Consider the following 14107-nt stretch of genomic DNA (forward strand, 5'->3'; position numbering starts at 1 on the left):
TTTCGGATTAGTCTCTTACTATTTTTGAAACAGACTCAGTTTTTTTTACACTTAATATTCTTGATATTCTTGGATTCTATAATTAAAATTCTTTCTTTAATTTTCTTATTGGATATGATAAAACAATCACATCTAAAAGTCATGTTTATTTATAGAACTTTATTTAGCTTTGCCATTTCTAATGCTACCATAGCAGCCTCAAATCCTTTATTTCCCAGTTTTGCCCCAGATCTATTTATTGCTTGTTCCAAAGTATCCGCAGTTATTATACCAAACGATATTGGTACTTTTCCTTCCAAGTTTAATTGCATCACTGCCCTTGAAATTTCATTTGCCACAACATCAAAATGATACGTTTCACCCCTTATTATTGCTCCCAAAGCTATTATTGCATCATAATTCTTGTTAATCATCTTTTTTAACACAAACCCTATTTCCATACTACCAGGGACCTTTATGATATCAATATTATTTACTCCATGCCTTTTTAGACAATCTAGTGCACCTTCCAATAACATTTTGGTGACTTGCGAATTAAATCTTGAAGCAACTACACCAATTTTTAATTCTTCACATCTTTTAAAATTACCTTCAATCATACTTTCTCCCCTTTCACTTTTATTTTATGACCCATTTTATTAATCTTAGTTTTCAAATATTTTTCATTGTATTTATTTATATTTCCATAAATTGAAACTGTTTCAACTTTAATACCGTATTTTTCCAACTCAATCTCTTTTCTTGGGTTATTAGTAAGCAACTTTATCCTCTTTACACCAAGTTTTTCCAAAATTAGATATGCTATGTAATAATCTCTTTCATCTTCTCTAAAACCTAAAATCAAATTGGCGTCAACTGTATCAAAACCTTTATCTTGTAATTCATAAGCCTTAATTTTATTGTTTAATCCTATACCTCTTCCTTCTTGCCTTAGGTAAATTAAAATCCCACCACTTTTTGAAATTATCTTCAAAGATTTTTCAAGTTGATCACCACAATCACACCTAAGTGAATGAAAAATATCTCCTGTTGCACATTCAGAATGAATCCTAACAAATGGAATATCAAAAAATGGTCTTTTTACAATTGCAACGTGTTCTTTTTTATCATATTTGTTTTTAAAAGTATAAATTTCAAAATTTTCATCAAATTTTGTGGGAAGTTTTACTTTAGTTTCAATTTGGAATATTTCTTTGTTATATTCTTTATATAAATCTTTAATATCTACAACTTCTAAATTGTACTTCTTTGAAAATGCCATGATATATTTAAAATCGTGTGAATTTCCATTATTATTAAGCATTTCTATTATTACCCCATATGGTGAAAAACCCAATTTCTTTGATAAAAATGTAGCAGCTTCAGTGTGCCCCCATCTTTCTTCCTTTGCACCAAGTAAAAATACATGCCCAGGATAAAAAAAGTGTGAAACATCAAGCCCCTCACTTACTTTTTTTATTGTCCTACATCTCTCAATAGCAGAAATACCCGTTCCTTTTCCATAATCAACTGGTATAAAAAAATTAGTTTTTGATCCATTATTTGGCAGTCTATTTGGCAGTCTAAAAAAACCCTTATTTAATAAATTTTCTTCATCTGTAGCAAGGCAAAGTAATCCCCTACCTTCTTTTAAGAAAAAATTTATTACTTTCTCATCACATACTTGCGCTGGAATAAATAAATCCCCCTCTAATTCTCTTTCACTATCAATCAATATGAATGGTTTCAATTCACTCCCCTCCCATATCTTGCAAAAATATCTATTTCATAGTTTACAAGCTCACCGACTCTCAAATATTTTAAATTCGTATTTTCAAAAGTATGGTATATTACTTGTACTTCAAAAACATCCAAACTTACATTTGAAATAGTTAAACTTATACCATTTAAAGCTATTGACCCCTTTCTTACGACTGCATATCTTTCTTTTGGAAGAGAAAAATACATATAAATACTTGAATTTTTTTTAGCGCTTTTTACAAATCTTATCATTCCATCAACATGCCCCAATACAAAATGACCATTCACCCTATCACCAATTTTTAATGCGCGCTCAATATTTAAATATCTTGAAAAGGAAATATTTGTAACTCTTTTAGTTTCATCTCCCACATCAAAATAATATTTATTTCCAACATTTTCTTTTACAGTCAAACAAACGCCATTAACACTAACGCTTTCACCAATTTTACATTCAAATGGTAATTCTATCTCAACAACACTTTCTTTAAGCACAAATTTATTAGTACAAAATTCGATAATCCCACTAAACATTTCTTACTACCTCCAAATAAATTTCATTGTTTAATTTTAAAACCCTTCTAATATTAAAGGTGCTTCCTTCATTAACAAATTTTTTCACACCTTTAAACGGTGAAAGACCATTTCCAAAGAATTTTGTAGAATAAAACAAATGCATTTCATCTGTATAATCAAAAAATTGAGACAAAACATCTGCTCCACCTTCAATTAAAACTGAATCAATTTCCAAACTGTACAACCTTTTTAAAATACTTTCTGGATCTGTCTCAGGGTAACATTCCACTTTATTTATACAATTTTTTGAAAAAACTACAGTCCTTGCTCCTTTATCATATACATTAAGGTCTTTTCCAAATGTAATTCCATTCTTATCAAGTACGACTCTTACAGGGTCTCTTCCTCCATTTCTACAAGTTAATCTAGGGTTATCCTTTAATACCGTGTTAGCTCCAACCATAATACTTGAGAAAAAATTTCTTAAAGAGTGTGAAATTTCAAAATTTTCTTTTGTAATCCACTTTGAATTTCCCAAAGAATCTGTTATAAACCCATCTAAAGTCATTGCTACTTTTAAAGCAACATATGGAACTTTTTTGGTAATATACTTAAAAAAAACCCTATTAAGATATCTTGCTTCGTCTTCAAGAAGCCCAATATGTACTTCTATACCATTTTCCTTCAGCTTTTTTACACCTCTTCCATTAATTAGTGGATTTGGATCAAGGGTGGAAATATAAACCTTTGAAATTCCAGAAGAAATTATTAAATCAGTACATGGAGGTGTTTTTCCATGGTGGGAACAAGGTTCAAGGTTAACGTATAGTTCACTATTCCTAAGATCTTCTTTCGCATTTAAAATGGCATTTCTTTCCGCATGAAAACCTCCGTATTTTTCATGATAACCCGTGCTTATAATTCTCCCGTTTTTTACAATTACCGCACCTACTAGTGGATTTGGCGAAACTTTTCCAATACCTTTCTTTGCAAGCTCAATGGCAAGCTTCATATATTCTTCCAAGAAAAATCCCTCCTTTATTAGGAGGGAGAGGTAAATGCATATTATTGCATTGTCCCCTCCCATCCGGACTTTAACCGTCGGCTCCGGAATTTCACCGGATCAACCCTTAACGGGCTCGCGGGCTTTCACCGCCGGTCGGGACTCTCACCCTGCCCCGAGGACTCTAAATATATTATACAACAAACCGCTTAGAATTCAAATTTATTTATTTGTTCTCTTAAGCCTAATACTTCATACTTTTAGAAAGTTCATTTGCCATATTCAAGCTCTTATTCTCTACATTGTACACCTCATCTGATTTCCTTTTTACATCTTGTGTTTGTAAAAATTAAATTACAGCATTATTCATTTCTTCAACTGATGCGTTTTGTTCCTGTGAGTGTGCCGCAATCTACAACAAAAGATAATTTGTTAAATAATTCAAAAATATCATTAAAAACCTTATTTTTAATTGTTTCAGAGATAGTATTTGTTGCTTCTTTAGTTTCTCAACAACGGCAAACCGTTCCACTTGTTAATCTCCAATGTTTCAGAAGCCGCACTTTTCACTACAGTTGCTTGATTTGCTAACTCCTTCAAACTTTCTATAATTTCCTGAATTGCTGCACTTATTTTTTCAACTAAAACCTTTTGTAGCCTTGCTCTATATTTTTAATTAAATTCAACAAATTTTCAAATCCATCACTTGCAAACTCTGAAACTTTACTTGATTTTTCAGAGGCATTGTTGACATCAATCAATATCTTTTTTAATCCTTTGAGCATATTGGACAACTGCAACGATATATCTTTAGACTCATCGTTTGAATTAATATTTAATTTGTAATTAAGCTTACCTTTCAAATAATATCTCATAGCATCTTTTATAATACCAACAGTCTTTAAAATAATTCTATTTAAAACAGACGCAAGCAAAATATTTAAAATAATGCTAAGAATCAAAATCTTCCAACTATTTTGGCTTGTAAGAACTCCCTTAAAATACAAATATCTAATCATAATGAGTCCAATCCACAGCAAAACAGAAAGAACTGAAATTAAAACTTTCGTAGAAATACCTATTTTAAATTTATCAAAAATTTACTTAACTTCTTCAAAATTTAAAACTCATGAATACAACAATAAAAATAAAGCAATGATATTAATCGTTATTTCCCCACTTAATCTTAACGATAAATCCTCAAAAAAAGTTCTCTAATTTTTTCTGCAAATAATCCACCAAACGTTGCAGTTAAAAAGTTAACCCAAAAAGAAACAATAGATGAGAATACGGAAACACTAAAGAAAATTAAGTATTAACAAAATAAAGAGGGTCAATTTTACAACTTTTCTTTTCATTTCTTCACCCTCTTAGATAGATTTTTATTTTATTTTATTTTAACAATTCATAAAAAATTTAAATTACTTTTTTTGTTTTTTTAATGCAAGTTCTAATGTTTTCCAAGAAAGCAAAAAACATTTTATCCTCATAGGATAATTCCTTATATCTTCAAGTTCTTTTACAATTCCTAACTTTTCTTTTTCAAAATCTTCACCTTTTACCATTGCATAGACATTTCTCAAAACATCTAATGCTTCATCTTTATCTTTCCCAATCACACTTTCAAGCATTATATTTGCCGAGGCCTGGCTTATTGCACAACCTATACCTTCAAATTTTCCATCAACAATCTTTCCGTCCTCAAACTTTAAATAAAGTGTTATTTCATCGCCACAAGACAAATTTTTCCCTTCCTCTACAACAGCAGCATCTTCAAGCTTTCCCTTGTATTTCTTTAATTTAGAATAATCCATAATAAGTTCAGAATACATCAAACCACTCCTTTATTTTATTGATTGCCATTGCCAGAATATCAATTTCTTCTAGAGTGTTGTATGCATAAAAACTTGCCCTACAAGTACTATTCGGGAATACATCTAAACAACTTTGTGTCTTTAATACTTTCATAAGTGGTTGCGCACAATGGTGGCCGCTCCTAATTGCTATACCAAATTTTTCATCTAGCAAATGTGCAACATCATGCGGATGTACACCGTTAATATTAAAACTTACAATTCCCAACTGATTTTCATTTAATGGCCCGTATAACTCTACACCTTTTATCTTACTTAGCTTTTCAATTGCATATTGCGTTAATTTTTTTATGTGCTCTTCCAAATCCTTAAAACCAACACCTTCTAAATACTCCAAAGCAAATAATAATCCAGCAATTCCTCCGATATTTGGAGTCCCCGCTTCAAATTTGTACGGAAGCACATTAAACGTTACATTATCTAATTCCACTTTATCAATCATTTCCCCACCGTATAAAAATGGTTCCATTTTTTCTAAAAATTCCTTTTTCCCCCACAAAACTCCTACACCACTTGGCCCCAACATTTTATGGGCTGAAAAGGCCAAAAAATCTATGCCTAACTCTCTAACATCTATTTTTTTGTGAGGGAGGTACTGAGCACCATCTACTAACAATATTGCATTTGGAAATTTTTCCCTAATTTTTTTTATATCTATAACCTGACCAGTGACATTTGATTGGAAAGTTACAGCAATTATTTTTGGTTCTTGTTCTACATTAAAATCTTCAATCTTTAACTCTCCAAATCTTCCCGTTGGAACAACCACATCTACGTGAAAGTTGTGTAATTTCGAAAGTCTAATCCAAGGCACAAAATTTGCATGATGTTCGACTAATGTAACCAACACACTATCACTACTACTTAACATACCTGATCTTACAAAACTCTCTACAACAAGATTTATAGACATCGTAGTTCCAGAAGTAAATATTATTTCCTCTTCGCTTGCGTTAAGGAACTTGGCAACCTTTCTTCTTGAATATTCTAGCATCTGAGTTGACTCAGATGCTAGAGTATGTACTGCCCTATGAACATTTGCATAATTGTTTAAATAAAAGTTTGATAACTTTTCAATAACAAGTTTTGGTTTCAAAGTGCTTGCAGCACTATCAAAGTAAATTAGTTTATTTTCATTTATTTTTCTATCCAAAGCAGGAAAATCATCCCGTATACTCCTCGAGAGCATCTTTTACCAGCCCCTCCACACTGAAATTAGATAGCTCATTTATAAGTGTTTCAAAAATACCATTTAAAATATACTTTTTTGCCTCTTTCTCGCTAAATCCTCTACTCATTAAATAAAAAACAGCCATTTCGTCTAACGGTGAAGAACTTGCAGCATGTGAAGCCGTAACTTCATTTTCGTCTACTAACAAGCTTGGAATTGCCTCCATTTTTGAATCCTTTGAAAGAAGGATGCACTTTTCAGATTCTTCCGCTTCACTATTTTTGGCACCTTTTTTCAAATCAAGTATACCACGAAAGACAACTTTTGCATTATCCATTAAAGCTCCTTCAGCATTTACAGAACCTTTATTTTCCACGCCAACAAATCTTAAAAGATACAGCAAATCAAATATTGCATTATTTTTACCCAAAAAGTAAGGTTTTACTTCTACATTTGCCTTTTCACCATTCATCTTTATGCCTAAATATCCCGCCACTTTTCCTGAACCAATATATATGTCTCTAACAACCACACTTGAATTATTTCCCGTCCAAATAAACATGTTATCCACACTAAAAGATAATTTTTGAGTGACATGTATATTGTACAAAGTAAGACTTGCTCCATCATTTACAATAAACCTTGCCGTGTTGTTAGAAAATTTATCCGTATTAATTATTCTAACAAGGCTAAATTTTCCATCTATATTGTAAACATCGTTTGTAATTTCATTATTATACTCTTTTTTCAATTCAAGTTTATCCTTTACTATTAAATAATCTCCTTTTGAGGAAAACACATCTGAAAGAAGCACAAATTTTCTATGTGTCCCTTCAAAATCATCTATATTTATATCAAAATTCACATCTTTAAAATAATCTACGTACTTGTACTCTGGTAAATTTATACTATTAAGTTTTAATCTTCTCCACTTTGGAAAACCAATTTCCTTGTATTCTCTGTATTTATTCTCTATATACTCTCTCAAATATTTATTGTCAATATTTTTCAACACTGAGGATATACTTTTATAATCTTTGTTGAAAAATTCCTCTGGTTTTGATACAACGGTAATTTCATCTTTTAAAATTAATTCTAATGTTTTTTCCATATATAACACCTCACCCTATAGATGATTCTATTTCCATTTCTATTAATCTATTTAACTCAACTGCATACTCAAATGGCAAACTACTTACAATAGGTTCAATAAATCCCTTGACTATCATGCTCTTTGCTTCTGTTTCGCTTAATCCCCTAGACATTAGATAAAAAATTTGTTCGTCTTTTATTCTGCCTATTCTTGCTTCATGCCCTATATCCGCGTCATTGTTGTAAACCTCAATAATTGGAACTGTATCACTTTTTGACTCATTATCAAGCATCAGAGCTGTACATTGCACGTGTGACTTACTCTTCCTTGCATCTTTTGCAACTCTCAAAAGCCCCCTATAAAATGCCCAACCCCCACCTACGCTGATACTTCTTGCATCAATAGTAGAGCTTGTATACGGTGCAAGATGAACTACCTTTGAACCAGTATCCATATGCTGACCAGGACCTGCATAGGTAATACCCAAACTTTCTGCTTTTGCACCTTTTCCTTTTAAAATGGTCATAGGATATAACATTGTCTTCATACTACCTAAAGACCCTGAAACCCAAGACATAACTCCATTTTCTTCTACAATTGAGCGTTTTGTATTCAAGTTATAAGTGTTTTTACTCCAATTTTGTATTGTCATATACTTAACTTTTGCGTGTTTTTTTACATAAATTTCTACCATACCCGTATGCAAATTAATCACGTTATACCTTGGTGCAGAACAACCTTCTATAAATATAACTTCAGAACCTTCATCTGCAACAATTATTGTATGCTCAAGCTGGCTCATACCTGGATTACTCATAAGAAAATATGCCTGAAGAGGCATAGGTACTTTTACTCCTTTTGGAACATACAAAAATGTTCCACCACTCCAAATAGCACCATGCAAAGCCGCAAATTTATGATCATGTGCTGGGACTAGTTTCATAAAATATTCTTTTACAAGATCAGGATACTTTTTTACAGCACTTTCCATATCAAGGAAAATAATACCTAAATTTTCCAATTCTTTCTTTATATTTTGATACACTATTTCAGAATCAAATTGGGCTCCCACACCTGCAAAATATTTTCTTTCAGCTTCTGGAATACCCAACTTATCAAATGCCTTTTTAATTTCTTCTGGAACTTCATCCCAAGTAGTATTTTTAGAAGCTTTAGGTTTTATATAAGGAATTATCTTATTCAAATCAAGTCCTGAAATATCCACGCCAAACCTTGGATCATGCCATCTTTGAAAAATTTCCAATGACCTTAATCTATGTTCTCTCATCCATTTTGGTTCTTCCTTAATATCTGAAATTTCACCAATTATATCAGAAGTTAATCCGGGTAAACTTACATATTCTGGTTCAATCTCAGCAATATAATTGAACTTTTCTTCATTATTCTTCATATCAAACATAATTTCACCCCACTATTGTTGTATAACCTTTTTTCTCAATCTCGTCTGCCAAAGAAAAATCCCCGCTTCTCACTATCTGCCCATTTGTGTATACGTGCACTCTATCCACATCTAAATAATTTAAAATTCTCTTGTAATGTGTAATGATTAATACGCTTGTTCCCATTTTTCTAATCTTATTTATTTGAGAAGCAACTATCCTTAATGCATCCACATCAAGTCCAGAATCAATTTCATCTAAGATTAAAAGTCTTGGTTTTAAAAATCTTGCCTGTAAAATCTCTCCCTTTTTCTTTTCTCCACCGGAAAACCCTACATTCAAAAACCTATTTAAAAAATTATCAGACACCACAAGCTCACTTAAGATAGATTGTATTCTTTCATTTAAAATTTTGTATGACTCGTCATCACCGTGAATTTTTCTATAAGCTGTTAAAAGAAAATTGTTAAATTTTACCCCATCAATTTCATATGGGTTTTGAAAAGTCATAAAAATACCCTTTTTAGCACGTTCATCTGTTGTAAGATCTTTAATACTTTCACCATCAAAGAGTATATCTCCTTTATCTACTTTATACTTTGGATTTCCCATAATAACATTTGCAAGTGTAGACTTTCCCGAACCATTTGGCCCCATTATGGCATGTAATTCTCCTTTAGAAATCTCAAGATTTACACCATTTAATATCTTTACATCTTCATCTCTAACAGATACGTGTAAATTTTTAACCTCTAATATTTTTTTCATAAGTATATACCTCCTTAATTAGTCTTTACTAATTAAAGTATAACATATTAATTTTTTTAGGTCAACAAAAATAAAGAAACATCAAAAACACCTAGGTTATTAAAAAATTTTACAGGTTACTAACAAGAAATAAATTTATATACATGTATAATGAAGTTTATATAATAAAACAAAGTATAACACCATCAAAATTACTTTACTTGCACATTCCTCATAAATAAATATTTACTCCACCATTCACTTCCAATGCATCATTATGTCAACATCGCAAATAGAGAAAGTATAAAAAAGGCTGTCGTTGACTTGAGTTATATTTTCCATGAATTAGTGGAGAATATAATGATTTTTTTAAAAAAGAAAAACTTTCCGATTACAATACAATGCATACACTACCACATATGGAGCTTTATGATGTTTTTCTTGTATCCTTATATGGAAATATAGTTTACATATATTTCAAAGAAGTGGAATAACATAAACATAGCTAAATTATATAATTTACTCAAAACTACAAATGATAATAAAGTACATTTTGTTGATTTTGAACCTTATTCCCCTTCTCACGGTATACCTGCCGCATTTGCAGGTACAATAATAAGAGACAATACAGGAAAATCTATAGGTTATTTCTTAGTACAACTTCCCATAGATAAAATAAACGAAATATTACAAGAAAAAACGGGAATGGGAAAAACAGGAGAAACATACGCAGTTGGTCCAGATTACCTTATGAGAAGTGACAAAAAAGAAAGCACTATATTCAAGAAAAAAGTAAATACACCAAGTGTCAAAGAAGCATTTTCAGGAAAAACCGAATGGATAAAAACAAAAGATTACAGAGGAACACCTGTACTAAACGCATATATTCCATTTAAATATGGAAAATTAAACTGGGCAATTATAGGTGAAGTTGACTATGATGAAGCAATCTCCGCCACAAAAGAAATTTTACAACTCAGTCTAATATTATTAATATTATCTTCAATTATTGCAATTGTGAGTGTTATAACAGCAATTACTTTCACCAGAAAAATTATTAAACCAATAAAGATACTTAAAAAACAAATAAAAAAATTTCAGAAGGTGATCTCACAATCAAATTCGATGTGAAAGGAAAAGATGAAATAACACAAATGGCAAACTCATTAAACTACATGCTTAATAACCTTAAAAATCTAATTAAAAACATTATAGATGTTTCTCAAGCAATGTATTATTCAGAAAATGACCTAGCAACTGTATCACAAGAACAAACAGCATCTGCAAAAGAACTTTCTCCTCAAGTCTAAGACGTTGAACAAAGTATTGAAAATGCATCTGCTTCAGTAGAAGAAGTTAATTCAAGTGTTGAAGAAGTGGCAGCATGCACACAAAATGTTTCAAAATCAGTTCAGAAAATGAGTGCAAATGCAGACGAAATGGTACAATTTTCACATGAAGGTATAGAAGCAATTAAGGAAATAGTAAATGATATGGAAAATGCTGTTTCCAAAACAGAACAAGCAGCAGAAAAAGTACAAGAATTAGCACTAAAAGCACAAAATATAGGAGAAATAGTCGAAACAATCAATTCTATAGAAAAACAAACAATTTATTAGCACTAAATGCTGCAATAGAAGCTGCACGTGCAGGAGAAGATAAAAGAGGATTTGTGGTTGTAGCAGATGAAATAAAAAATTTGCCAAAGAATTTAAAACATCTACGAATAAAATATATAACATGTTAAAAAATATCCAAAATGGTGCAAATATAGCTAATGAAATGGCTGGAAAAACAAATACAAGCGTTGATGAATCCCAAAAAGCAACATAAAAAGCAAATAAACATTTCAAAGAAAGCAATTGTCACAAATTTTTTTAGTGGATTTGATGAGTTTCTTTATATTTGTTTTTCTTATATCTAACATCTACCATTTACCTTCAGAAAGAAGAAAAACAAAATGGCTTCGGTGAAATACCGAAGCCATTTTATTTGAAAAATCAATAATTTGTTACTATACTTCCAAAACTTTTATTAATATTCTGGCATTTCTGGCATTGGTGGATTATTTTTTGGTTCTGGTTTTTCAACTACCAATACTTCTGTTGTCAAGAGCATACCTGCTATAGATGCTGCGTTTTGCAATGCGCTTCTTGTAACTTTTGCAGGATCTATAATTCCACGTTCAAACATATCGCAGTATTCACCGTGTAATGCATCAAATCCATATGATGGATCATCATTTTCAAGAACCTTGTGAATGATAATTGCACCATCGTAACCTGCATTTTTAGCAATTTGTTTAATAGGAGCAACTAATGCTTCATATACTATTTTTGCACCAATCTTTTCGTCTCCATCAAGTTCATCTACTACTTTTTCAACTGGTTTTCTTGCTCTTAACAAGGTAATTCCTCCACCGGGAACTATACCTTCTTCAACAGCAGCTCTTGTTGCACTTAATGCGTCTTCTATTCTGTGTTTCTTTTCTTTTAATTCTGTTTCTGTTGCAGCTCCTACCTTGATTACTGCTACGCCTCCAGCAAGTTTTGCCATTCTTTCTTGTAATGTTTCTTTTTCATACTCTGAAGTCGTTTGCTCAATTTGCGCCTTTATTTGAGCAATTCTCTTCTTAATTTCTTCTTGATCACCGTGTCCACCAACTATTATAGTTTCATCTTTCTTAACCCTTACTACGTCTGCTCTACCAAGATCATTTAATGTGAGATCTTCAAGATTAATTCCAACTTCTTCACTTGCAACAATACCACCGGTAAGAATTGCAATATCTTGAAGCATTGCTTTTCTTCTGTCACCGAAACCAGGTGCTTTCACAGCTACGGTATTCAATGTACCCTTAAGTTTGTTCAAGACCAATGTCGTTAATGCTTCTCCTTCAACATCTTCTGCAATAATTACCAATGGTTTACCAGTTTGGGCAACCTTTTCAAGGATTGGAATCAATGGCTTGATATTGGAAAGTTTCCTATCTGTAATGAGAATAAATGGTTCATTGTAAACAACTTCCATCTTTTCAGGATCTGTTACAAAATATGGAGAAATGTATCCTCTATCAAATTGCATACCTTCTGTAAACTCAACGAATGTATCAATTGATTTGCTATCTTCGACTGTAATTACTCCATCTTCTCCTACTTTTTCCATTGCCTCTGCGATCAATTTTCCAATCTCTTCACTGTTTGCACTAATAGATGCAACATGTGCTATATCAGCGGAACTAGATAAGCTCTTTGAAATCTTTTTAATTTCTTCAACTGCTGCTGTAACTGCTTTATCAATACCCTTTTTCACAAGGATTGGGTTTGCACCAGCTGTTACATTTTTTATTCCCTCTTTAATCATTGCTTGAGCTAGCACAGTAGCTGTTGTTGTACCATCACCTGCTACGTCATTTGTTTTACTTGCAACCTCTTTAACAAGTTGTGCTCCAAGATTTTCAAATTTATCCTCAAGTTCTATTTCTTTTGCAATTGAAACACCGTCATTTGTAATAGTTGGACTTCCCCAGGATTTTTCAATAACTACGTTTCTTCCTTTTGGACCTAATGTAATTTTTACTGCATCTGCAACAGCATCAACACCTCTTTCAAGAGCTCTTCTTGCTTCTTCACTAAATCTTAACATCTTTGCCATTCGTGTCACCTCCTCGTTAGTCTTCTATTTTTGCCAAAATGTCTTCAACATCAATTATAATGTAATCTTCGTCTTCTATCTTTATTTCCGTCCCAGAATATTTTGAAAAGATCACTTTGTCTCCAACAACAATATCAACATCTGAATCTTCTAAATTGCCTACAGCTACAACCTCAGCTTTCATAGGTTTTTCTTTAGCGGTATCTGGAAGCACAATTCCTCCTTCTGTTCTTTTTTCCTCTTGAATTGGCTTTATCAAAAGCCTTGAACCAAGTGGTCTGACTTTCATAACCTTACCCCCTTTCAAAATTTTGTTGTCACTCTTAATCACAGACTGCTAATTTTAGTTTACCAAAAATATCGAAAATGTTAAGTTCTATTTTGAGGGAATATAGAGTGTCAACAAGTATTATTTAGAAATAAATGCATTTTTCTTTGTTTTTCACAGTTTTACACAACAAAAAAAGGAAGGGAGGCATTTAGCCTCCCTTTTGGTGGAGCCGATGGGATTCGAACCCACTGCCTCTACCGTGCCATGGTAGCGCTCTCCCAATTGAGCTACGGCCCCTAACCAAATATAATTTATCATATTTTAAACATTTAGTCAATATGCTTAGGGAGTGTTTCAAAAATAAGAGGAAGTGGTTCAAAAATAAAAGGGGAGATGATATAATCTCCCCTGATATGAGAAGAACTAACATAAAGAAAATACTCAAACTTGTTAAAAAATTTTACAACAATATTTTACCACAACTTCCTCAAAAATCTACCTCCAAAGGTAGACCTAAGAAATACCCAGACGCACTAATTCTTTCCTTAGCAGTTTTAAAAGAACTGTTTGCTCTTTCGTTTAGAGAGACATTAGAAATGGGTGCATTATACTTTAAGAGAGTTCCATCTCTTAGAGAT

General features: G+C 31.9%; 16 protein-coding genes, 1 tRNA gene, 1 pseudogene and 1 riboswitch. Of the genes and pseudogenes, 5 read left to right on the top strand and 13 right to left on the bottom strand.

Annotated elements, in window-relative coordinates; genetic code table 11:
* Nucleotides 1–149: 149 nt before the first annotated feature.
* The 10 genes from ribH to sufC all read right to left on the bottom strand — a co-directional run bounded on the left by ribH (nucleotide 150) and on the right by sufC (nucleotide 9565).
* The gene (gene ribH, locus AS157_RS00910) at nucleotides 150–599 is read right to left on the bottom strand and encodes a 6,7-dimethyl-8-ribityllumazine synthase (protein WP_077288721.1); all 450 of its coding nucleotides are present in this window, start codon (nucleotides 597–599) and stop codon (nucleotides 150–152) included.
* A complete protein-coding gene (locus AS157_RS00915; protein ID WP_214494939.1) occupies nucleotides 596–1729 on the bottom strand; it encodes a bifunctional 3,4-dihydroxy-2-butanone-4-phosphate synthase/GTP cyclohydrolase II in 1134 nt (377 codons plus the stop codon). The genes ribH and AS157_RS00915 overlap by 4 nt, the downstream gene beginning before the upstream one ends.
* Complete coding sequence (locus AS157_RS00920; protein WP_077288723.1) at nucleotides 1726–2274, bottom strand: riboflavin synthase; 549 nt, start codon at nucleotides 2272–2274, stop codon at nucleotides 1726–1728. Before AS157_RS00920 ends, AS157_RS00915 begins: the two co-directional genes overlap by 4 nt.
* A complete protein-coding gene (gene ribD, locus AS157_RS00925) occupies nucleotides 2267–3280 on the bottom strand; it encodes a bifunctional diaminohydroxyphosphoribosylaminopyrimidine deaminase/5-amino-6-(5-phosphoribosylamino)uracil reductase RibD (protein ID WP_197023141.1) in 1014 nt (337 codons plus the stop codon). The genes AS157_RS00920 and ribD overlap by 8 nt, the downstream gene beginning before the upstream one ends.
* Nucleotides 3281–3327: 47 nt before the next feature.
* Nucleotides 3328–3446, bottom strand: a riboswitch (FMN riboswitch).
* A 454-nt stretch (nucleotides 3447–3900) separates the two neighbouring features.
* Nucleotides 3901–4278, bottom strand: coding sequence for a methyl-accepting chemotaxis protein (locus tag AS157_RS00930; protein ID WP_077288724.1), 378 nt, complete (start codon nucleotides 4276–4278; stop codon nucleotides 3901–3903).
* Between the two features lie 402 nt (nucleotides 4279–4680).
* Nucleotides 4681–5091 carry a Fe-S cluster assembly sulfur transfer protein SufU gene (gene sufU, locus AS157_RS00935; RefSeq protein WP_077288725.1) on the bottom strand — a complete coding sequence of 137 codons (411 nt, stop codon included), beginning with the start codon at nucleotides 5089–5091 and terminating at the stop codon, nucleotides 4681–4683.
* A complete protein-coding gene (locus tag AS157_RS00940) occupies nucleotides 5081–6322 on the bottom strand; it encodes a SufS family cysteine desulfurase (RefSeq protein ID WP_077288726.1) in 1242 nt (413 codons plus the stop codon). The genes sufU and AS157_RS00940 overlap by 11 nt, the downstream gene beginning before the upstream one ends.
* Nucleotides 6297–7415, bottom strand: coding sequence for a SufD family Fe-S cluster assembly protein (locus AS157_RS00945; protein ID WP_077288727.1), 1119 nt, complete (start codon nucleotides 7413–7415; stop codon nucleotides 6297–6299). Before AS157_RS00945 ends, AS157_RS00940 begins: the two co-directional genes overlap by 26 nt.
* A 10-nt stretch (nucleotides 7416–7425) precedes the next feature.
* Nucleotides 7426–8808 carry a Fe-S cluster assembly protein SufB gene (gene sufB, locus AS157_RS00950; RefSeq protein WP_369819172.1) on the bottom strand — a complete coding sequence of 461 codons (1383 nt, stop codon included), beginning with the start codon at nucleotides 8806–8808 and terminating at the stop codon, nucleotides 7426–7428.
* Nucleotides 8809–8821: 13 nt separating this feature from the next.
* Nucleotides 8822–9565, bottom strand: a complete 744-nt coding sequence (gene sufC, locus AS157_RS00955; RefSeq protein WP_143611735.1) for a Fe-S cluster assembly ATPase SufC — start codon at nucleotides 9563–9565, stop codon at nucleotides 8822–8824.
* A gap of 684 nt (nucleotides 9566–10249) precedes the next feature.
* Between sufC and AS157_RS00960 the strand changes: the two genes are divergently transcribed.
* From AS157_RS00960 to AS157_RS09670, 4 genes are all read left to right on the top strand, one after another.
* Nucleotides 10250–10675 (top strand): hypothetical protein, encoded by a 426-nt coding sequence (locus AS157_RS00960; protein ID WP_077288729.1) that lies wholly within the window; start codon nucleotides 10250–10252, stop codon nucleotides 10673–10675.
* Between the two features lie 23 nt (nucleotides 10676–10698).
* On the top strand, nucleotides 10699–10854 hold the full coding sequence (locus AS157_RS00965; RefSeq protein ID WP_231450264.1) for a hypothetical protein: 156 nt from the start codon (nucleotides 10699–10701) through the stop codon (nucleotides 10852–10854).
* 66 nt (nucleotides 10855–10920) lie between these two features.
* Nucleotides 10921–11163, top strand: a complete 243-nt coding sequence (locus tag AS157_RS09560) for a hypothetical protein (protein WP_077288731.1) — start codon at nucleotides 10921–10923, stop codon at nucleotides 11161–11163.
* Between the two features lie 14 nt (nucleotides 11164–11177).
* Nucleotides 11178–11291, top strand: coding sequence for a hypothetical protein (locus AS157_RS09670; protein WP_352039413.1), 114 nt, complete (start codon nucleotides 11178–11180; stop codon nucleotides 11289–11291).
* Nucleotides 11292–11578: 287 nt separating this feature from the next.
* Here AS157_RS09670 and groL read toward each other — a convergent pair whose 3' ends face one another.
* The 3 genes from groL to AS157_RS00985 all read right to left on the bottom strand — a co-directional run bounded on the left by groL (nucleotide 11579) and on the right by AS157_RS00985 (nucleotide 13766).
* Nucleotides 11579–13198: a chaperonin GroEL gene (gene groL, locus AS157_RS00975; RefSeq protein ID WP_077288732.1), complete on the bottom strand. Its 1620-nt coding sequence runs from the start codon at nucleotides 13196–13198 to the stop codon at nucleotides 11579–11581.
* A 16-nt stretch (nucleotides 13199–13214) separates the two neighbouring features.
* Nucleotides 13215–13487 carry a co-chaperone GroES gene (gene groES / locus AS157_RS00980; RefSeq protein WP_077288733.1) on the bottom strand — a complete coding sequence of 91 codons (273 nt, stop codon included), beginning with the start codon at nucleotides 13485–13487 and terminating at the stop codon, nucleotides 13215–13217.
* A 203-nt stretch (nucleotides 13488–13690) separates the two neighbouring features.
* A tRNA-Ala gene (locus AS157_RS00985) sits at nucleotides 13691–13766 on the bottom strand.
* Between the two features lie 116 nt (nucleotides 13767–13882).
* Here AS157_RS00985 and AS157_RS00990 point away from each other — a divergent pair.
* Nucleotides 13883–14107, top strand: a pseudogene (locus AS157_RS00990) (hypothetical protein); the annotation flags it as partial.

Source organism: Thermosipho sp. 1244, from assembly GCF_018588215.1.
GTDB classification, from domain to species: Bacteria; Thermotogota; Thermotogae; order Thermotogales; family Fervidobacteriaceae; genus Thermosipho; species Thermosipho affectus.